Source organism: Streptomyces sp. NPDC003016 (genome assembly GCF_053591455.1).
The window spans coordinates 36,541-55,255 of the sequence record NZ_JBSFTV010000034.1 but is presented as its reverse complement, the minus strand read 5'-3'; the positions used below and the strand labels follow the sequence as shown (position 1 = coordinate 55,255).

Genomic DNA, 18,715 nt, shown 5'->3' with positions numbered 1-18,715 from the left:
GATACTTTCTCTTAGCGCTAAGAGAAAAGACGGATTCGGACGTCGGACAGAAGGAGCTGGGCACCATGCGTATCACCGTGTTCGGAGCGGCCGGGAACATGGGCAGCCGAATAGTGGCGGAAGCCCTGGCCCGCGGCCATGAGGTCACCGCCGTCGTGCGCGACCCGGCCCGCTTCCACGAACTGGACGCCGGAGCCGAGGCCCGCGCCGGTGACGCCGGCAGCGCCGAGGACGTCGCCGCGCTGAGTTCCGGCCAGGACCTCGTGATCAGCGCGACCCGCCCGGCGCCCGGCCAGGAGGGCGAACTGGTCACGACCACCGAGGCGTTGCTGGCCGGGCTCGCCCGTACCGGTGTGCGCCTGCTGGTGGTCGGCGGTGCCGGCAGCCTCACCGTGCCCGGCACCGGCGGGGCCACCGTCGTCGACGATCCGCAGTTCCCCGCCGACTGGCTGCCCATCGCGCTGGCGTGCAACGCGCAGCTGGACGTCTGCCGCGCGGAGACCGCAGTGGACTGGGCCTACGCGAGCCCGGCGGCCCTGCTGGAGCCCGGGGAGCGTACCGGCACGTACCGGCTGGGGAGCGACGAACTGCTGGTCGACGCGGAGGGCGACTCGGCGATCTCCATGGAGGACCTCGCGGTGGCGCTGCTGGACGAGGCCGAGCGGCCCAAGCACCACCGGACCAGGTTCACCGCCGCGTACTGACCCGCCGGGGTCGCCGGGCACGGCCGGGGAGCGTACGGGAGCGGACCGTACGGGAGCGGCTCTCGTCCGCCGCGCCCCCCGACGGCGGGCCGCTCGCCGTCCGTACCGGTGACCGGATCCGGTGCCGGGTGCCGGAGGGCTCCGTGGCGCTGCGCGCGAAAGCCCCGGACGAGGCGGTGCCCCGGCTCACCACGGCCGCGGTGGCGCCCGCGACCGCAATCGCGACCGCGACCGCGGAGATCAAGGGACCCCGGCCGGCCGGGGCCGCCCCGGAGACGGTTGCCCTCGACGCCGGGCTGCCCGCGCGACGCGGCCGCCGCCGTGATGGGCGCGGCGCGGGTCGTGAACGTCAAGCCGGCCCGGGTCGGCGGCCACCTCGAAGCCCGCCGGATCCACGACGTGTCCGCCGCGCACGGCGTGCCCGTCCGGTGCGGCGGCATGCCGGAGACGGGAATCGGCCGCTCCCCCGGCCTCGCGCCGGCCGCGCTGCCCGGCTTCACGCTCCCCGGCGACACCTCCGCCCCCTCCCCGTACTTCGCCGAGGGCATCATCGGGCCGTTCGTCCTCCAGGACGGGCATCTGCCGGGGCCGACGGCTCCGGGCATCGGCACCGGTCCGCTCCCGGACGCCCTGCGGCGCTGCCCACCCGCCCGGCACACGCTCTGGGGCGGGTGACGCCGCGGGCTCACCCGGTCAGCCGGCGCTCAGTCGACCTGGATGGCGAGCAGACAGGCGTCGTCGTCATGAACCGTGCGCCGGTAGTCGGCGATGATCCGCTCGACCGTCTCCCCGGGCGAGAGCCCCGCGTTGCCCGACAGGTGCCGACTGAGGCTGGTGATGCCTTCGGTGATGTCCTCACCCCGGCGTTCGACCACGCCGTCGGTGTACAGGAGCAGAAGATCGCCCCTGTGCAGCGGAACCGGCGCGGTCTCGTACGCGTACCCGGGCATCAGGCCGAGCAGCGGGCCCAGATGCTCCGACGGGAGAGGGGCCACCTCGTTCCCCCGCCGCAGCAGTGGCGGCGGATGGCCCGCGCACGCCCAGCGCAGGACGTGGTCGTGGTCGATATGCCCGGTGATCATGGTCGCGGTCATCGCCGAGGGGTCGCTGCACACCAGTTCGTTCAGCCAGGTCGTCATCTCGCCGGCCGACGCACCCGTCTGGGCGAGTCCGGCCAGGGCGTGGCGCTGCTGGGCCATCCGGGCCACGGCGTCGAGCCCGTGGCCGACCGCGTCACCGATGGCGACGAGCACCCGCCCGTCCGACAGGCGCCTGCACTTGTACCAGTCGCCGCCGACGGCCGCGTCCGCCTCGGCCGGCAGGTAGGCGGCGGCCACCGTCAGGCCCAGTTCGGCGAGTTCCGCGGTGTGTTTCGGCAGGAGCGCCTCGCGCATGACCGAGGCGATGCGCTGTTCCGCCGCGGCCTGCTGGCGCAGCCGTTCCGTCTCGTGCTGGGTCTCCGCCAGACGGCGCCGACTGCGCATCTGGGGTGTCAGGTCGCGTGCCACGAGGTGCAGGCCCCACGGGCGCCCGTCGGTTCCCGCGACGGGCCTGCCGAGCAGGTCCAGGGTGCGTACTTCACCGAAGACACGGAAACGGATGCGCGTCCAGGAGGGTTCCTCGCCGGCGAGGACGGAGGTGATCAGCTCGGCGAGCGCCGGCACTTCACCGGGGAGCACCGCGTCGCAGAGTTCCGTCAGCGACCACGGCATCTGCGGATCGGTGCGGAAGATGCGGTGCAGCCCCTCCGACCAGTCGACGGCGCCGGAGAGCAGATCCCAGTGCCCCCATCCCATCGAGGCGATGTGCTGGGCGTCGAGGGTCAGGATCTCCGTATGACTGCGGGCGGGAACCCAGGTGATCAGCATCTGGCCGTCGCAGGCAGCGGCGTGGTACAGGAGCGGGGCGCGGTGCAGCCGACCGTGCCGCTCCTCCGTGTAGTCCACGGTCAGCCCCTTGAGAGCGCGCCCCGATGTGAACGCCGCGGTCAGCGCCGCCAGCAGTCCGCTCGCCGCGGCCCCGGGACGGGCCTCCAGGAACCGCTGCCCCACCTGGCAGGCCGGCGCTTCGAGCCATTGCGCCGAGCGGACGTGGTTACCGGCGCGGATGACGAAGTCCGTGATCTCGCCGGTCTCGTCCTGGACCGGAGCCAGGAGCGCCGCCGAGACGGGGATGGCCGACAGGCCGGCGTACAGGCCGGCCCAGGGGTCGCCACCGGGCATGTCGCACGGGCGGCCGTCGCCGTCGTCACCGCCCGGGGCCTCACTCGGCCCGGGACCGCCGGAGATGAAGGTCTCCAGGGACCGGTCGCCGAGGGACAGGGCGTGGGCGGGGGAGTTGGCGAGGACCGGGGACATCTCCATCCTGCGCCGTACGTCCGTCCGCAACGCGGCGATCTCGCGTTCGATGAGTGCCTTCAGGCTCTCCACGTCGTCCGGCGGGTCCGGCAGACCGGGCAGGTCGGGCAGGTCGGGCAGGTCGGGCAGGTCGGGCAGGGGGAAGCTCACCAGACCGTCACCGCCCTGCCGCACGGGACGTTCACGATGATGACCTCCCGGTGTCGCACGCCAAGATCCGCCTTCCTCGATCGTAGGTTCCCCCTAGGACACGCGCGAACGCTCACCGCCGTCCTGCCGAGGCCATGACTCGCGAAGGTGGCGAAGGCCCCTGCCGGACGGGACTTCCGTCCCGCGTCACTCGCATTCCCGACGGAAACACCCGGAAGAGGACGATGGCACCCCGCACCGCACCGGACGGCCCGGCCGCTGCCGCGGGAGCACGGAAGGACGAGTATGCGCTGGATCGCGCTGGCCAGAGCTCAACTGAAGCGGGCGACCGACGCGTTGTTCCCTCCCCGCACCTCGTCGGCGCCGGCCTCGGACGGGTTGCTCGTACGGGCACCCGCCGGGGGCGAGTGCTGGAACTGCGTCGAGCGACGGCAGATCAGCTGGCGCATCACGGGGGGCCTCGACTATCCGTGCAATGTCCTGCTGGAGCGCAGGACCGGGCAGGGGCAGTGGTCCCCGGCCGCGGTGCTGGCCTCGCAGGTCGATCCGCGCGCGCTCGGGACGTCCGTCGTGGTGCCGGAGCTGCCCTCGGGGCCGTACCGCGTACGCATCACCTCGCCCGAGCTGCCGTACGACGCCTGCAGTCCGCCCCTGACCATCCGTACGGTCTGGAAAGAGACCTCTGCTCCGGCATCTCACGACACCGTGAGGGAAACACCGCCAGGACCGCGCCTGCCACCGATGCCACCGCCGCCACCGCCACCGCCGGGACCCGACGCCTGCTGAACGGGTGCTGCGCCCGCTCAGCGGGCCCGCGTCCTCTTCCTGCTCCTACGGCGCCGGTGTCTCCTTGAGCTGGTACGGCTCGGGCAGCGAAACCTTGACCGGCTCTTGCGTGGTCCGCGCGATCACGACGACCACGGGCTCGTCCGGGCCCGTATCGAGGAGGCCGAGGCCGAGTTCCGCGCACAGATCGACGCACAGATCGACGCGGTGACCGGCGCCGGGCTGACGCCGTCCCCTCTGGACTGGCACTGCCTGGCCGACGGCGGACGCGACGACATCTTCGACCTGACCGTGGCGCCGGCCGGGGAGTACGGCCTGGCGGTGCGGTCCTGGCTCGGGCCCGGACTCCAGAAGCTGCGACAGCGGGGCCATCCGGTCGTCGGCCACGACTTCCTGGACAGTTTCAGCCTCGGCAGCGACGGCGAGTCCGCCCGGTACGCACAGCCGTCGCGCGACCTGCCGGCCGGGCTCAGCGAGTGGGCGGTGCGTCCCGCCCTGGGCGACGGGGGTCACGGGCGGCCGACCCGGACGGCCGGCGCGTGCGCCGGGCCGACTACGCGTTCCTGACCTCGCCGGAGGCCCGCGGACTCCTCCGGCGGGAAGGGAACGTGGTGACCGACTACCGGGTTGTTCAACAGGTCTGCGCATCCCACGTTCGCGGACCGCCGCCGCCAGTTCGCCGATCACGTCTCGCGTCGACTGCCATCGTTTTTTGCGCGGGTTGGGGTGCGCGCTGGGCCACAGCAGGAAGCCGTCCTCCGTCTTGGCGGTGAGTACGACGTAACCGGCGCCGGCCCGCTCGAACAGGTCGGCCCACGGCTGTGGATCCCAACGGCGGACGGACGACGCGCGGGACGGCTCGACGAAGTCGTCGTAGGGGCGGTTTCCGTAACGCTCCGCGTGGAAGCGGCTCGTCTCGCTCCCGGGTACGGCCACCGTGTTCTGGTACATCTCCGCGTAGGGCAGCGTCCGCCAGATCTGTTCCTGCTGCCACTTGGGCAGGCCGGCTCCGTCGCCCGCGTGGAGATCGCTCAGCAGGTGGACGGGGACGAAGGCGGGGATCGCGGCCGCGTTCCAGTGGATGAAGATGCCGAGCTTGACCTCGTCGGACCAGCCGGGAACCGGCCTCGGGGGCGCGGCCGGGGCAGTCTCCTCCTCCCCCACGGCGCCGGCCTGCGCCTCCTGGGCCCGGGCCGGGCCGAGGACGGCGGGGCCGAACGCACCCGCTGTCGCGGCGCCGAGGAATCTGCGACGGCCGGCCCGGCCCGGAGGCGGCGCTTGCCGCGCGGTACCAAATCCGCCGTCGTACCCGGCGTCATGTCCGGCGTCGTACCCGCCGGTGGAGGGCGAGGCCATGGGTGTTCCCCCGGTCGAGGCAAGGAGCGCGGGTCGCCGACCGCCGGCCGCACAGCAACCAGGACACCCCCACCATGACCCGGGTCGAGCCGCCGGACGCCTATCGCGCCCGATGCCACGCCGGAGATCCGGCCGGCACGCACCGGTGCGCCGCGTCCCTCTCCCCCTTGCAGGAGAACCACTGTTCTCCTAAGCTCCCCGGACAGGGGAGAATGATCGTTCTCTCAAGTGTGGAGGGGAGAGTCATGTCCGACAAGAGGCCGCCGTTCCCGCCGTTCACCACCGAGACCGCCCAGCAGAAGGTCAGAGCGGCCGAGGACGCGTGGAACAGCCGGGACCCCGAGCGGGTGTCCCTCGCCTATACCGAGGACTCCGAGTGGCGCAACCGCGACACGTTCCTCCGGGGACGCGCGGAGATCGTGGAGTTCCTGCGCGGCAAGTGGGAGCGCGAGCAGGACTACCGCCTGCGCAAGGAACTGTGGGCCTTCACGGACAACCGCATAGCCGTCTGTTTCGAGTACGAGTGGCACAACGACGAAGACCAGTGGTTCCGCAGCTACGGCAACGAGAACTGGGAGTTCGACGAGAACGGCCTGATGCGCCGCCGCTACGCGAGCATCGACGACCTCCCCATCTCCGCGGACGAACGACGCATAGCCCTCTGACCCGGCCGGCCCCCGGCCGGGAGCGCCCCCGGCCGGGCAGGGGTCAGCCGGGCCACGTTCCGGTCAGGCGCCGCACGACGGTGGCGCCGCCGCGGTCGACCATCGCCTTGACCGCGGCGAAGATCGCGCCCTGCAGGGTGGCCGCGATCACGATTTCCCGCCAGCCGCGCTCCTCGTCGGTGGCGTCCGGGGCGTCCTCGTCGTGGCCGGCGACTTTCCACACCTGCTTGAAGACCGCGCCGGCGAGGGCACCGCTCATGGCGCCCAGGACCAGGCCGACCGGCTTGTAGGCAATCTTGGACGCTTTCATCAGCACCTCCTGCTGCGTCGCACGACGACGATCATGGCGAGCGCGGCCACACCGACACCGGCGAGCACGAGCAGGTTGCGGGTGGCATGCGCGCCTGCGCCCTCCGGCCGGCCTTCCCGCGCACCGGCCTGCGGGATCTTGTCGTGGATCTTCCGCCCCAGGGTGTGGGCCGTCCCGGTCAGCTGCTCATTGGCGGAGGCGGCCCTGTCGTGCACCAAGCCCTTGGCCTTCGCCGCCTTCTGCCGCGCCTGTGCCTTCACATCGGCCTTGGCGGCCAGCGCTTCGACCGTCCGGCCGAGCTCCTCGCGGGTCCGTTCCACCTGTGCCCGCAGTTCGTCGGGGTCGGGCGTGGAGCCGTTGTCCCGTGCCTCGTCCGTCATCGCCGCGCCCTCTCCCTGATCTCGGCCACGTCGGCCTTGACACTGTGGATGGCCTGCTCGGGAGCGGCGGGCGTGGCCCGGCCGACCTGTTTCTTGCCGACGGCGGCGAGTACGGCCGCCACCACGAGCAGGACGACGGTGACGACCAAGGCGGCGAGCCACAGCGGCCAGACCAGGTCCAGGGCTATGACCGCGGTGGCCGCCACTGCCTGCAGCGCGACGAAACCGAACACACCGGCTCCGCCCAGCAGACCGCCACCGAGCCCGAACCGCTTGCCCTTCTGCTGCATTTCGACCTGTGCCAGCCGCAACTCCTGCCGCATCAGCCGGGAGATCTGCTCCGACGCCTGTTTCACCAGCTCACCGACCGACAGCTCACCGACCGATTCTCCGGTGTCCCTGGGGGGCGGGTAGTCAGCTGACGTGCTCATCGTCGTGACCTGCCTTTCGCTGCTCGGGCTTCCGGGTCCTGTCCACACAAGCGGTAGTTACAAGTGGTAGTTCTTACTGCGCCTACCCGCCAGTCGACAGCTGATCCGGTGATACGGCGATACGGCGATCCAGCCATGCGCCGACCACACGCGCACCCATGGTGTCGGCGCACTCCAACAAGGCACGCGGCAGGCGCGGCGCATGATGCACCAGCACGGCACTGCCCGCACCTGTGGCGGCGCCGGCCACGACGTCGCTGGGGTAATGAGCACCGGTGTGGAGGCGTTCCAGGGCCACCCTCGCGGTGGGAACCGCGGCGGCCGCTCCCCGCCCCGGCGAGGTGAAGGCCACCGCGGCGATGAAGCCAACGGCGGCCCCGGTGGGTCCGGACGGGAAGGAAGAACTGTCCGGCCGGCCCTCGACATCGTCGTGCGGGATCATCTCCACGGGGGCCTGCGCCGGTCGTAGAGCTGCTTGCACACCGCATTCGTGATCAGCTGCGCGGTGAGCATGCCGGCCAGGCCCGCCGCTGCGGCTCTGCGCTCCGAGCGCCCTCCGACGGCGGTCATGGCCAGGGCCGCACCCCACCACAGTCTGGTCTTCTCGGCCGCGGACTCCACGGCCGGCAGCGCCTGCCGCGCCCAGAGCGAGTCCAGGAGGCGATCCGGCTCGTCAGCCGCCGGTCGACGCGACGCGCGTCATCGAGGAGTCGCAGGACCGCCCGCTTGGGCCGCGCGGTACGGACTTTCCGGTTCGCATGCCCCGGTGTGGTCATTCACTGCCCATCTGCTTGCGGTCCTGATCACTCCACTTGCGGGTGTCCCGCGGTTCGACGTAGGGCTCCTCATCGGCGGGGTGACCACCGATGATGGCGCGTTGGCGGAACATTTCCGCATCGAACTCCAGGCCGAGCAGGATCGCCAGGTTCGTGATCCACAGCCACACCAGAAAGATGATCACTCCGGCGAGGGTGCCGTATGTCTTGTTGTACGAACCGAAGTTCGCCACGTACAGCGCGAAACCCGCCGAGGCGATCATCCAGATCACGAGGGCGAGGAAACTGCCGGGGGTGACCCACTTGAAACCGCGGCCCCTGGCGTTCGGCGACGCCCAGTACAGGAGCGCGATCATGATGGTGACCAGCAGGACCAGAACCGGCCACTTGGCGATCGACCAGACGGTCAAGGCGGTGTCTCCGACCCCCAGGGCCGTACCCAACTGCCGGGCGAGTCCGCCGGTGAACACCACGATCAGCGCGCTGACACAGGCAAGGAGCATCAGGATCAGCGTCAGGGCCAGCCGCAACGGCGTGACCTTCCACGCCGGGCGGCCTTCGGGGATGTCGTAGACGGCGTTGGAGCTGCGGATGAAGGCGGCCACGTAGCCGGAGGCCGACCACAGCGCGCCCACCAGGCCGACGATCGCCAGGATGGACCCGGTGCCGCCGCTGGCCTGCAACTGCTCGACCGCGTTGGTGATGATGTCGCGGGCGGCGCCGGGCGTGAGCTTCGTAAGGTTGTCCAGGATGCTCTTCGTCGCCGACTCGCCTGCGATCCCCAGCAACGAGACCAGCACCAGCAGTGCGGGAAACAGGGCCAGGACCCCGTAGTAGGTCAGCGCCGCGGCGCGGTCGGCCAGCTCGTCGTCCTTGAACTCCGCCACCGTGCGGCGCAGGACCGCCCCCCACGACTTCTTGCCCATTCCGGTGGGCCCGTCCGGAGCCTCGTGCTCTGTCCGGGGGTCCGGCCCGGCGCGGTTGCCGGGCTCCGCGTCCGCCCCGGCACCTGTCGGCCGGTTCTGGTCGTCTCCATGCGTGGGCTGCCACTTCGATGCCATGACCTACGAGTAACCCCAAAACTCCTGTTGCGCACCTGGAGCCGAGCATGAGTATTCACAGTTTTAATCGAGATTGTCCCTTGCTGGGGCGTTTCCCCATACTTTCACCGGTTACTCGCGCCACTGACCACAGAGCGAAGCAGGAGGACCGAGATGATTACCCGAGAGCAGATCCCCGCGGTGCTGGACCACCCGGTCTACGACGCGCAGGGAAACAAGATCGGCGATGCCAAGCACGTGTTCCTCGACGATGCCACTCACCAGCCGGACTGGGTCAGCGTCAAGACCGGCCTGTTCGGCACCAGTGAGTCGTTCGTCCCCATCCATGACGCCACCATGGTCGAGGACCACCTGGAGGTCCCGTATCCCAAGGACAGGGTGAAAGACGCCCCCAACGTCGATGTCGACGCCGGCGGCCACCTGTCGGAGGACGAGGAACGCCGCCTGTACGAGCACTACGGCATCGCATGGGACGAAGCGTGGCAGCAGGCCAACCAGCCCGGCCGAGGTGGATGGGCCCACGCCGACCCGGACACCGGGACGGCCACCGGCACCGCCGGGTACGCCGACGCCGGAGCGGCCTCCGGTGACACCCGCGCCCGGCCGTCCGGCGACGAGGCGATGACGCGCTCCGAAGAGGAAATGCACGTCGGCATCGAGCGCCGCGAAGCGGGTCGGGCGCGACTCCGTAAGTACGTGGTGACCGAAGAACAGCAGCAGACCGTCCCCGTGCGTCACGAGGAGGTCCGCGTGGAACGGGAGCCGATCACCGAAGCCAACCGGGACCAGGCCCTGTCCGGGCCGGAGATCTCCGAGGCCGAACACGAGGTCACCCTGCATGAGGAACGGCCCGTCATGGAGACCGAGACGGTACCGGTCGAGCGGGTCCGTCTCACGCCTGAGGAGCACACGACCCAGGAAACGGTCACGGGCAAGGTGCGCAAGGAGCGGATCGAGACCGAAGGCGACGACGAAGGCGACGACCGCCGGCTCTGACCGCTGCGACCGCACATCCACACACGCCCGCCTCTGGGCGCCCCGCCGGGAAAGACCCCGCACCCGCCCGGGCCTGCCGCAGCCCGCGCATGTCCCGGGCGGGCACACCCCTGACGCTTCAGGCCGCCGGGGCGCCGCCGGGACGAGCACATCAGCAGTAGCCCCTTTTCCCGCTCGTGTGCGTCCACGGACGAGCGGCCCCGGGTGCGCCCGAGGGCTCGACGGGACGCGAGGCAGGTCGCGATGTGAGGATGCGGGGACAGGGGGATGCGGCGGCACTGCGCAGAAGAATTCCCTTTGGCTTCCCCCTGTTTCATGATGATGATCCGGGTATGTCACACACCTTCGAGGAACTTGCGTCCGAGGCGGAGGCCGCCTCGGTGGACGGCTGGGACTTCTCCTGGCTGGAGGGCCGGGCTGCCGAGCAACGCCCCTCGTGGGGATACCAGCGCACGATGAGTGAGCACTTGGTCCGCGCGTCCGCCGCCCTCGACATCCAGACCGGCGGCGGGGAGGTCCTCGCCGGCGCGCCGAAACTGCCACCGACCATGGTGGCCACGGAGTCCTGGCCACCCAACGTCGCCAAGGCGACCAGGCTGCTGCATCCGCTCGGCGCAGTGGTGGTGGCCGACGACGACGAACCGCCGCTGCCCTTCGCCGACGCCGCCTTCGACCTGGTGACCAGCCGTCACCCGGTGACGGTGTGGTGGCAGGAGATCGCCCGCGTGCTCCAGGACGGCGGCACGTACCTGGCCCAGCACGTCGGCCACTCCAGCGTCTTCGAGCTGGTCGAGTGCTTCCTCGGGCCGCAGCCCGAGGAAGTCCGCCGCGGCCGCCACCCGGACGACGGACGCCGGGATGCCGAGGCCGCCGGCCTGGAGGTTGTCGACTTGCGGTTCGAGCGGCTGCGGACCGAGTTCTTCGACATCGGCGCGGTGATCTACTTCCTTCGGAAGGTGGTCTGGATGGTTCCCGGCTTCACCGTCGACCAGTACCGCGACCGGCTGCGGGAACTGCACGACAAGATCGAGAGCGAGGGGCCGTTCGTGGCCCACTCGACCCGTTTCCTCATCAAGGCCCGCAAGCCCGCCTGATGGTGCCGGTTACGTCCGATGCGGCGTCCGGCGGCACCAGGACCGGTACAGCACACCGGGCGGGCTCCGGGCCGGCGAGCACACGGCCGGCCTCAGGGCTTTTCTGTCACCCTTGCACCCTTGTCGCAGCTGTCATCCGCCGAACACACCGGCGCTGTGGAGATAGAGAGCCACTACCCCGGCCACGCAGGCAAGGACCACCCAGGAGCTGAAGCCCGTGTGCCTCCCGCTCGGCCGCGGCTTCCCGGACCGCCCGGACCGCCCGGAGCGACCGGCCCTTGAGGGATCCGGCGCTCGCGTCGCCGCATCGGCGGCGGTCTCGGCGAGCAGGCGACGGCAGGTCGCGGCGAGCCCACCCGTCCCGGCGGCAAGGGGCACGATCGCTTCCGAACGCGCCGGGGCCGTGGTGCCGCCGTCGAGGATGCGGCCCGCACGGACGAGGACCTCGCCCCGGCCCCCCGCGGGAGCAAGGCTGATCCAGCGCCGCACGTGCTCACCCCGGATCACTACGCCCCCGGCCCGGTCCCGGTACACGGTGCGTTCCCGCCACAGCACCTCGGCCAACTCATCGGCTATGTCCTTCAGTTGCCCATTCATTCTTCCCCCTTCGCCGCACGGCACTCGATCAAGGACCGCACTCTAGCGGCAGGTACACACCTACGTCCCGGGCCGGCCTTCGGCAGGGCGGGGCCCGGCCACGGTGTCGCCCAGAACCTGCGTGACCTCCTCGACGAGCGACTGCTCGGAGGCATCGCCCTGGAAGAGGCCGCGCGCCTGGTGCACGCCCACCCCACCCATCTCGTACGTGCCTTCAGTGGCGCCTTCGGCATTGCCCCGCACCAGTACGTGCTGTCCCGCCGCGTCGACCTGGCCCGTCGCCTGCTGCTCGACGGGCAGCCGCCGGGCGAGGTGGCGACCGCCGCGGGTTTCTACGACCAGTCCCACCTCACCCGGCACTTCAAGCGGGTCGTGGGCACCACCCCGGGCCGGTACGCCCGTACCGGGACCGCCGGCTGAACACGGGCCGCCCGCACCTGCTGCCGCGCCTGCTCCCCGGCGGCCGTCCCACCGGCCGCGCCGGGCAGGGCGGGTGCTCAGACGGTCATTCGTCCGACGCCGTGGAGGGCGGTTGCGGTCAGGGACAGGTGGGGCCAGTGGGCGACGTCGCGGCGCAGCTGCCGGTCGTGGGAGGCCATCACCACGGCGGCGGACGTGGCTTCCAGGGCGTGTGTGAGTTCGTCGACCAGGGCGACGGACAGGTGGTTGGCCGGTTCGTCCAGCAACAGGGCATGGGGCCGGGAGGCCGGCACCAGGGCCAGGTCCAGGCGGCGCTGTTGCCCCAGGGACAGCTGGCGCACCGGTTTGTCCAGGTCGCGGCGGGCCGGCAGCCCCAGCCCGTCGAGCGCCACCGTCCGGTTCTCGTCGAGGTGTCCGGCCGAGACGAGGGCCGCGAGGTGGGCCTCGTAGACCTCCCGCGCGCGGCGGTGGGCAGGATGCGCCGACTCCTGGCCCAGTAGTGCGATCCGGGCGTCGCGGGCGTGGTGCACCCGCCCCGCGTCCGGCTCCAGCCGTTCGGCCAGCACGGCGAGCAGGGTGGACTTGCCCGCACCGTTGGGCCCGGATACCACCAGCCGGGAGCCGGACTCCAGCGTCACCGTCGCCGGCCGGCGCAGGCGGCCGGCGACGGTGACGCTCTCGGCGCGCACAAGGGTGACCCCGGCACGGGTGGGCAGCTCGGGCATGTCCAGGCTCAGCGGCGGCTCGGGCAGGGACACCTCGTGCCGGGACAGGTCGTCCTGACGCTGGTGCACCGAGCGCACCAGCCCCGCGGCGCGGGTGGCGCGTTGATGTTTTCCGGTGCCTTTGCCGGGGCGCCGGCCGGTCACCAGCCGGCTCTGCGCCGCGGCGAGGCTGTCGGCCAGACGCACGTGTTCGGCCTGCTGCTGGGCGTACTCCTCCTCCCAGCGCAGGCGGCTCGCGCGACGGCCGGCCAGATATCCCTCGTAGCCGTTGCCGTAGACGGCCGGGCGGCCGCCCCGGCTGGGGTCGAGGTCCAGGATCGTGGTGGCGACGTCCCTCAGCAGGGCGCGGTCGTGGCTGACCACCACCACGCCGCCGTCCCACTCCCGCAGACGGCCGGTCAGGTAGTCCAGGCCGGCCTGGTCGAGGTGGTTGGCCGGCTCGTCGAGCAGCAGGAAGTCGTAGGCGGCGCCGAGGAGGCACGCCAGGCGCACCCGGTAGCGCTGCCCGACGGACAGGTGTGCCAGCAGTCGGCTCCGGTCGGTCACCGCGCAGACGCGCAGTGAACTCGCGTCGGCTCTGGCCCCGCTCCCGGAAGAGAGTGCGGGCACCACGTCCGCGATCGCCACCGCCGACGGACGGATCCGGCGGCGCGGCGCATGGCGGGTACCTCGGTTCCTCAAGGTCGAGTCCGCGTTCGGAAGGGTGCGGCTGGACCTGTCCCGGGCGGTCGTCGAGCATCCTGTGGTCGACATCGAGCTGCAACTCGGCACCGGTGGGGCCAGGATCACGGTCCCCCGCGACGCGATCGTCGACATCGAGGATCTGCGCAACGGCTGGAAGGACCCGCTCTACAGGATCCGGCGGCGCTCCCGTCCCGGCGGGCCGAGGATCCGGATCTCGGGGACCATGGGATTCGGACGGCTGAAGGTCCGCCACGCGTGGCGTTGAGGCCCTGTCCGGCACCAGGGCCAGCTGCCCGCACTTCTTCGTCCCCGTTCGACTGTTGATGCTGTGACCCCACGCGCAGGTTCGCCAGTGGGGTCGGGTTGCGGTCTTGAGGGGCCGTCCGTCCCGGCGGATGCGTTTCTCACTGCCGGTTCTCACTGCGGATGCGGGCGCGTTCCCGGCGTTCGACGGCGCGGACGCCGGAGCGCCGGGCCGGCCGGTCGGCCGTACGCCGTGCGGGGCGAACGCAGGCGTTCCGGTCTGTTCCGTCGACGTCTCCTCAGTCATCGAACGAGCCTCAGCCGTGGGCGGACAGCCCATGAGCCCCACAATCCCGTGATCGTCAAGAGGGCAGCTGATCGCAAGAGGACTTCCTGCGGCGCAGCCATGCGCGCAGGCTCCGGGACGTCTCCGGGACGAGAGGAGGCAGGGGGCGGCTGCTCTCCGGGCGCGGCGCGGGGCGGTGTTCGCGGGCCTCGTCCAGGAGCAGTGCGAGGCTCACCCGCTGCCAGAGGATCTCGTCGGGGCCGTCGGCCAGCAGCAGCCGGTCCATGGCCTCGCGCGTGGCGGGTGATTCACCGTGGCGTGCCACCAGCCCTGGCCGGAGTCTGTTGAGGTACGCGCGCTCGTAGGGGTCGTCGACGACCTCCGCGAACTGGACGGGGTCGAGGACGGAACCGGTGATCGCCGCCTGCCCCCAGGGGTCTTCCGTCTGCCGCGTCAGCAGACCGAGGCGCCGGCCCCGCCAGTTGCGGGCACGGCGGTCCTCCCCCGCGTCGAGCAGGGCGCGCATCGCCTGCGGTGACCTGCCGGTGAGCAGACCGGGCTCGCGGTCGGCGAGTTCCTTCAGTTCTTCGGCGAGGTACAGCCAGACGACCGCCCGGTAGCGGTTCAGGTAGAACTTGACGGGAGTGATGTATCCGGTGCGGGCGAGCTTGCCGAACCGGACGGGGCTGATGCCCATCAGCCGCGCACCCTCGGTGGTGCCTACGGTCCGTACCCGCTCACGCAGCGTTTCCCGGTGCAGGCCCGTCGCCCGGAGCCTGTCGATCTCCTCGCGGGCGACTCGGCGGTGGCTTCCGTCCGCGTCCACTGTGGTCCGGATGTGGCCCAGAAGGATCCCAAGGTCCAACTCGCTCCGCTTCAAGCCGAGTTCCCGGGCGGCCCGGGACGCGGACAACGGCCTGCCGGCCTGGGCCACGGCAGCGGTGCGGTGTGCTTCTCGTACGGCCATGATCGTCTCCCCGTGAGATGCGAATACTCTCGGTGACGACCGTAGCCCGGATGGCGCGTTGCCCGCCCAGCCTGTGGACAACTTCCGGGCCGGGCGCGTACGCGCAGGTCAGAGCTCGGTGTCTCTGGCGAGACCCGGCTGCCTCGCGGCAACCCCGAGGTGTTCGCCGACTCGATTGACGAGCAGCGTCATCTCGTACGCGACCTGTCCGATGTCGGCCTCGGCGGCACTCAGCACGCACAGGCAGCTGCCGTCGCCCGCCGCGGTGACGAAGAGGACCCCGTCGTCGAACTCGACCATCGTCTGGCGGACTCTGCCGGCCCGGAAGTGACGGCCCGACCCCTTGGCGAGGCTGTGCAGTCCCGAGGACACCGCGGCCAGATGTTCGGCGTCCTCCCGCGCCAGGCCGGCGCTCGCCCCGGTCACCAGGCCGTCGTTGGACAGCACCAGTGCGTGCCGCACGTGCTCGACCCGGTTCGCCAGGTCGTCCAGAAGCCAGTCGAGTCCTTTGTCCAGCGCCATGCTGCGGCCCTCCCCGTTCATTTGTTCCCCGTTGCCCCTGTTCGGGACAAGCCTTCCCCACTGACGTCATGGCGGCAAGCACGGGTTCCCTTCGGCGCTACGGGGAGCGGGCGCGGTGGGGACGCGGAGTGGTTCAGCCCACGGTGTCGGGCAGCCGGGCAGTGTGCATCCTCCCGGCGTACTCGACGAGGCGTACCGGAACCTCCTTTCCCGAACTCCCGAACCGCGGTCCCCCGCGTCGCACAGCACAACCGGTGTTCCACGGTCGAGATCGAGTGCGCGTGACACTTCGTGTGCGCCCGGACGCGGTGATGATCAGCCAGTTGCGGCGGGAGCGTCCGCTCGCGCCCAGCGCTCGTACGGTGCAGCGCAGCGCGGGGGCGGCGCCGACGGAGGCCATCGCGTACGACAGCACGGGTGTCAGCCAGCCGAAGGCGGCATGGTCCAGGCGTCCCCTGACCCAGGGACGCCTGGACCCGCAGAGGGCGCACGCAGGGAGCGCATTTCGGAAGCTGCCGGAATATGACAGAGATACGTTCCCGAACGACCGGCCCGAGCTCGAACATGCGCACCGCACATGCGTGGGAGTCACCGGAGTTCCGAAGAACCGAGGGCGATGGGAGACGATGTGCGTATGGGCGACGATTACACGCACGTTCAGGATTTCTTCACGGCCCGGGCCGCGGACTGGGACGCCCGCTTCCCGGACGACGGACCGGCCTACGCCGCCGCGGTGGCCCGCCTCGGGCTGCGGGCCGGTGACGCCGTGCTCGACGCCGGCTGCGGCACGGGGCGCGCGCTGCCGTTCCTGCGCGACGCCGTGGGCCCCGAGGGCTCGGTGCTGGGCGCCGATGTGACAGCGGCGATGCTGGAGGCGGCGGTGCGCGCGGGCCGCGATCGCGGCGCGCGGCTGCTGCTCGCCGATGTCGCCCGGCTGCCCGTACGGACAGGAGCCCTGGACGCCGTCTTCGCGGCCGGGCTGATCGCGCACCTCCCCCGCCCCTCGGAGAACCTGCGCGAGCTGGCCAGGACGGTGCGGCCCGGCGGCCTGCTGGCGCTGTTCCACCCCATCGGCCGGGCGGCCCTCGCGGCGCGTCAGGGACGGCAGATCACCCCGGACGACCTGCGGGCCGAGCCGAACCTGCGGCCGCTGCTGGAGCGTTCCGGCTGGCGGTTGACGTCGTACACCGACGAGAGCGACCGGTTCCTGGCGCTGGCCGTCCGCCGGGACTGAGCCAGGGACCCCGCCGCCCCGGCCGGGTCATTCGGCGGTGGCAGCCGGGCTCTCGGTGTGCGCAACCGGGCAGCCGCCTGTGCCGGGCGTCGGGAAAGTCCCCAGGTTCGCGACCGTGTAGCCGCCGGGGTAGCCCTTGATCTCGGGGTTCTGCCGGGCGTAGTGCGGTGTGCTGCGCGGTGGCATCAGGCGGACGGCGCGGGCGCGCAGCCGGAGGGCGCCCCTGACCAGCGCTCGCGCGGCGGGCGCCGGGGGGTCGTAACGGAAGGCCCGCAGGAGCGTGTCGTCGAGAAGGGCGAGGCTCGCGCCGCGCGCCAGCGACGCGAGGGGACGCGGATACCAGGACGCCATGAGGGCGAGGGTCGCGTCCGAGACCTTGCGCGCCCCCTCGTCCCAGCCGAAGTGCTGCGCCTCGTAGATGTCGAGGCAGTGCTCGTACTCCTCGTAGGACTGCGGGATGTCCTTGATGCCCATGTGCCGGCCGAGTGTGCGGTAGTAGGCGGCGGACGCCCGGAGCTCGTGGTCGGACAGCCGGCGCCAGCCGTAGGAGTCGATCCAGCGCTTCGGCATGACGACGAACGTGCACAGCACATAGCGCATGTCGTCGTTGCTGATGTCGTAGCTGCGGTGCATCTGGTTGATGCGGCGGATGGCGGTGCGGCCGTCCTCGGTGTCGAAGCCGTGCTCCACGACGGTGTCCAGGAGCAGCGCGGTGTCGTCGTAGCGCTTCTGCGGACGGTCGGTCAGCTCGGCCGTCTCGGCGAGGAGGCGGCCGATGCCGGGGACCGCGTAGGTGCGGTAGAGGGCCAGCTCCAGAGCGCGTGTGTAGTCCCAGGGGAACTCGTACGTCGCGGTGAGCCGGTAGATCGCCAGGAAGTCCTTCTCCGGATCGAGTCGCCGGATCTCCCGCAGTCGGTCGTAACGCTTCAACGCACCGTCCCCCTTCTGCCGCCCGGGCTCCAACTCTACGTTGGGAGAGCACACATGGATGATTCGTGATCGAACCCCTCGAGAAGAAGGTGGTCCGGATGCTGGACAGACTCCGGAAGCTCTTCGGGCCGCGTCGGGGCGGTGCGCCGCGGGCGCACCCGGAAACGCGGCAGCACAACATCTTCGAGGCCGCTGCGGCCTATGTGTCCGCGTGCGCGGACGACGACGAGCCGCGTATCGATGAGGCGGCGGGCTGGGTATCGCCGGAGGCGCTCTCCTTCGGCGTCAACGAACTGGCCTGCCGCGCGGTCATCGCGCTCGCGCGGGAGCGCGGCGAATCACCGCACACCGTGGCGCGTACGCTTCTCGGCCTCCCGGCGGCCTGACCGGGACGCCCGCGCGGTTCCCGAGCGTGCTCGGTGACGACTGTCCGGCGGCCTGCGCGGCGCTCGGTCTCGAACCGTACGCCGAGGGGTACGGACCGGTGCTCGGCCAGGACGGCACGGGCGCGCGGTGGACCGTCGTGATCGACGACGTGTCGCTGGTGACGGCCGCCGCCGCGTCCGGGGACTGCGGTATGGAGTACGGCCTCTCGCCCGGCGGGCGCACGATCGCCGCCGGCCTGCCGGGCGGGGCGCCTCCCCTCGCGGTGGCCGCCCCCGGTGTACCGGATCCGCACGGCCCCGCTCCCGGGAACAGGGGCGAAGGGCGAGAGCGGGCCGCGCCCTCCCGCACCGCCCGGAACCGGCAGACGGGACCCGCGCAGCGACGTCTCGGCGCCGACGGGATCGCGCTCCAGTGGACGGTCCGGCGCGGGCAGATCGATGAGGAGGAGACGTTCGTCGCTCCCGGTGACAGTGCGTACTCCGGTGTGCGGCGTGCGGCGTACGGTCGAGGAGCTGCACGGCTACGTGGACGCGGAGCCGCCGCCGGGGCGGGTGTGTGCGGCGTTCGCGTCCGGTGCGGCCCGCACCCTGCGTGCCGACGCAGAAGATCTGCCGCGCGGGGTCCGACCCGTCGTACGCCCCTGCCTGTCCCGGT

Annotated in this window: 20 protein-coding genes and 6 pseudogenes; 11 read left to right on the top strand and 15 right to left on the bottom strand. The window is 71.5% G+C overall.

All coding sequences use genetic code 11. The features are described from left to right. The first annotated feature begins 65 nt into the window (after positions 1-65). Together ACWDZ4_RS26495 and ACWDZ4_RS26490 are read left to right on the top strand one after the other, a co-directional pair. Positions 66-704: an NAD(P)-dependent oxidoreductase gene (locus ACWDZ4_RS26495; RefSeq protein WP_451510883.1), complete on the top strand. Its 639-nt coding sequence runs from the start codon at positions 66-68 to the stop codon at positions 702-704. Positions 705-1,007: 303 nt separating this feature from the next. Then, a pseudogene (locus ACWDZ4_RS26490) lies at positions 1,008-1,379 on the top strand (enolase C-terminal domain-like protein); the annotation flags it as partial. 29 nt (positions 1,380-1,408) lie between these two features. Here ACWDZ4_RS26490 and ACWDZ4_RS26485 read toward each other — a convergent pair. Next, positions 1,409-3,211 (bottom strand): PP2C family protein-serine/threonine phosphatase, encoded by a 1,803-nt coding sequence (locus tag ACWDZ4_RS26485; RefSeq protein ID WP_451510882.1) that lies wholly within the window; start codon positions 3,209-3,211, stop codon positions 1,409-1,411. Positions 3,212-3,496: 285 nt separating this feature from the next. On the opposite strand from ACWDZ4_RS26485, the gene ACWDZ4_RS26480 reads away from it, so the two are divergent. After that, positions 3,497-3,997, top strand: coding sequence for a hypothetical protein (locus ACWDZ4_RS26480; protein WP_451510881.1), 501 nt, complete (start codon positions 3,497-3,499; stop codon positions 3,995-3,997). A gap of 45 nt (positions 3,998-4,042) precedes the next feature. Here the strand turns inward: ACWDZ4_RS26480 and ACWDZ4_RS26475 are convergent, their stop codons facing one another. Beyond that, a complete protein-coding gene (locus tag ACWDZ4_RS26475) occupies positions 4,043-5,353 on the bottom strand; it encodes an alpha-L-fucosidase (RefSeq protein ID WP_451510880.1) in 1,311 nt (436 codons plus the stop codon). A gap of 245 nt (positions 5,354-5,598) precedes the next feature. On the opposite strand from ACWDZ4_RS26475, the gene ACWDZ4_RS26470 reads away from it, so the two are divergent. Beyond that, positions 5,599-6,018, top strand: a complete 420-nt coding sequence (locus tag ACWDZ4_RS26470; protein ID WP_451510879.1) for a nuclear transport factor 2 family protein — start codon at positions 5,599-5,601, stop codon at positions 6,016-6,018. A gap of 43 nt (positions 6,019-6,061) precedes the next feature. Here the strand turns inward: ACWDZ4_RS26470 and ACWDZ4_RS26465 are convergent, their stop codons facing one another. The 6 genes from ACWDZ4_RS26465 to ACWDZ4_RS26440 all read right to left on the bottom strand — a co-directional run bounded on the left by ACWDZ4_RS26465 (position 6,062) and on the right by ACWDZ4_RS26440 (position 8,976). Then, positions 6,062-6,328, bottom strand: coding sequence for a DUF4235 domain-containing protein (locus tag ACWDZ4_RS26465; protein ID WP_451510878.1), 267 nt, complete (start codon positions 6,326-6,328; stop codon positions 6,062-6,064). Further along, positions 6,328-6,708, bottom strand: coding sequence for a DUF3618 domain-containing protein (locus ACWDZ4_RS26460; protein WP_451510877.1), 381 nt, complete (start codon positions 6,706-6,708; stop codon positions 6,328-6,330). The genes ACWDZ4_RS26465 and ACWDZ4_RS26460 overlap by 1 nt, the downstream gene beginning before the upstream one ends. Then, complete coding sequence (locus ACWDZ4_RS26455; RefSeq protein WP_451510876.1) at positions 6,705-7,139, bottom strand: phage holin family protein; 435 nt, start codon at positions 7,137-7,139, stop codon at positions 6,705-6,707. Before ACWDZ4_RS26455 ends, ACWDZ4_RS26460 begins: the two co-directional genes overlap by 4 nt. Positions 7,140-7,221: 82 nt before the next feature. Then, entirely contained in the window at positions 7,222-7,581 is a 360-nt protein-coding gene (locus ACWDZ4_RS26450) for a phosphatase PAP2 family protein (RefSeq protein ID WP_451510875.1), read from the bottom strand. Beyond that, the gene (locus ACWDZ4_RS26445) at positions 7,578-7,760 is read right to left on the bottom strand and encodes a hypothetical protein (RefSeq protein WP_451510874.1); all 183 of its coding nucleotides are present in this window, start codon (positions 7,758-7,760) and stop codon (positions 7,578-7,580) included. Before ACWDZ4_RS26445 ends, ACWDZ4_RS26450 begins: the two co-directional genes overlap by 4 nt. A 151-nt stretch (positions 7,761-7,911) precedes the next feature. Continuing rightward, positions 7,912-8,976 (bottom strand): YihY/virulence factor BrkB family protein, encoded by a 1,065-nt coding sequence (locus tag ACWDZ4_RS26440; protein WP_451510873.1) that lies wholly within the window; start codon positions 8,974-8,976, stop codon positions 7,912-7,914. Positions 8,977-9,129: 153 nt separating this feature from the next. On the opposite strand from ACWDZ4_RS26440, the gene ACWDZ4_RS26435 reads away from it, so the two are divergent. Continuing rightward, complete coding sequence (locus ACWDZ4_RS26435; RefSeq protein ID WP_451510872.1) at positions 9,130-9,972, top strand: DUF2382 domain-containing protein; 843 nt, start codon at positions 9,130-9,132, stop codon at positions 9,970-9,972. A 332-nt stretch (positions 9,973-10,304) separates the two neighbouring features. After that, entirely contained in the window at positions 10,305-11,066 is a 762-nt protein-coding gene (locus tag ACWDZ4_RS26430; protein WP_451510871.1) for a class I SAM-dependent methyltransferase, read from the top strand. Positions 11,067-11,198: 132 nt separating this feature from the next. Here ACWDZ4_RS26430 and ACWDZ4_RS26425 read toward each other — a convergent pair whose 3' ends face one another. Beyond that, positions 11,199-11,663, bottom strand: a complete 465-nt coding sequence (locus ACWDZ4_RS26425) for a hypothetical protein (RefSeq protein WP_451510870.1) — start codon at positions 11,661-11,663, stop codon at positions 11,199-11,201. Positions 11,664-11,720: 57 nt separating this feature from the next. Between ACWDZ4_RS26425 and ACWDZ4_RS26420 the strand changes: the two are divergent. After that, positions 11,721-12,083, top strand: a pseudogene (locus tag ACWDZ4_RS26420) (helix-turn-helix transcriptional regulator); the annotation flags it as partial. 77 nt (positions 12,084-12,160) lie between these two features. On the opposite strand, the gene ACWDZ4_RS26415 reads toward ACWDZ4_RS26420, so the two are convergent. Next, positions 12,161-12,808: an ATP-binding cassette domain-containing protein gene (locus ACWDZ4_RS26415; protein ID WP_451510916.1), complete on the bottom strand. Its 648-nt coding sequence runs from the start codon at positions 12,806-12,808 to the stop codon at positions 12,161-12,163. Between the two features lie 541 nt (positions 12,809-13,349). Here ACWDZ4_RS26415 and ACWDZ4_RS26410 point away from each other — a divergent pair. Then, positions 13,350-13,757: pseudogene (locus ACWDZ4_RS26410) on the top strand (hypothetical protein); the annotation flags it as partial. A 340-nt stretch (positions 13,758-14,097) separates the two neighbouring features. On the opposite strand, the gene ACWDZ4_RS26405 reads toward ACWDZ4_RS26410, so the two are convergent. From ACWDZ4_RS26405 to ACWDZ4_RS26390, 4 genes and pseudogenes are all read right to left on the bottom strand, one after another. Next, a complete protein-coding gene (locus ACWDZ4_RS26405; RefSeq protein ID WP_451510869.1) occupies positions 14,098-14,988 on the bottom strand; it encodes a DUF6397 family protein in 891 nt (296 codons plus the stop codon). A 108-nt stretch (positions 14,989-15,096) separates the two neighbouring features. Then, positions 15,097-15,510, bottom strand: coding sequence for a roadblock/LC7 domain-containing protein (locus ACWDZ4_RS26400; protein ID WP_451510868.1), 414 nt, complete (start codon positions 15,508-15,510; stop codon positions 15,097-15,099). A gap of 133 nt (positions 15,511-15,643) precedes the next feature. Further along, positions 15,644-15,810: pseudogene (locus tag ACWDZ4_RS26395) on the bottom strand (ATP-binding protein); the annotation flags it as partial. Between the two features lies 1 nt (position 15,811). After that, positions 15,812-15,958: pseudogene (locus ACWDZ4_RS26390) on the bottom strand (MHYT domain-containing protein); the annotation flags it as partial. A gap of 186 nt (positions 15,959-16,144) precedes the next feature. On the opposite strand from ACWDZ4_RS26390, the gene ACWDZ4_RS26385 reads away from it, so the two are divergent. Continuing rightward, on the top strand, positions 16,145-16,744 hold the full coding sequence (locus ACWDZ4_RS26385) for a class I SAM-dependent methyltransferase (protein ID WP_451510867.1): 600 nt from the start codon (positions 16,145-16,147) through the stop codon (positions 16,742-16,744). A gap of 27 nt (positions 16,745-16,771) precedes the next feature. On the opposite strand, the gene ACWDZ4_RS26380 is transcribed toward ACWDZ4_RS26385, so the two are convergent. Next, complete coding sequence (locus ACWDZ4_RS26380) at positions 16,772-17,674, bottom strand: oxygenase MpaB family protein (protein WP_451510866.1); 903 nt, start codon at positions 17,672-17,674, stop codon at positions 16,772-16,774. Positions 17,675-17,772: 98 nt separating this feature from the next. On the opposite strand from ACWDZ4_RS26380, the gene ACWDZ4_RS26375 reads away from it, so the two are divergent. Both ACWDZ4_RS26375 and ACWDZ4_RS26370 read left to right on the top strand, forming a co-directional pair. Continuing rightward, positions 17,773-18,060: a hypothetical protein gene (locus ACWDZ4_RS26375; protein ID WP_451510915.1), complete on the top strand. Its 288-nt coding sequence runs from the start codon at positions 17,773-17,775 to the stop codon at positions 18,058-18,060. After that, positions 18,012-18,660 (top strand): annotated as a pseudogene (locus tag ACWDZ4_RS26370) (hypothetical protein); the annotation flags it as partial. The gene ACWDZ4_RS26375 and the pseudogene ACWDZ4_RS26370, both read left to right, overlap by 49 nt. Positions 18,661-18,715: the final 55 nt, after the last annotated feature.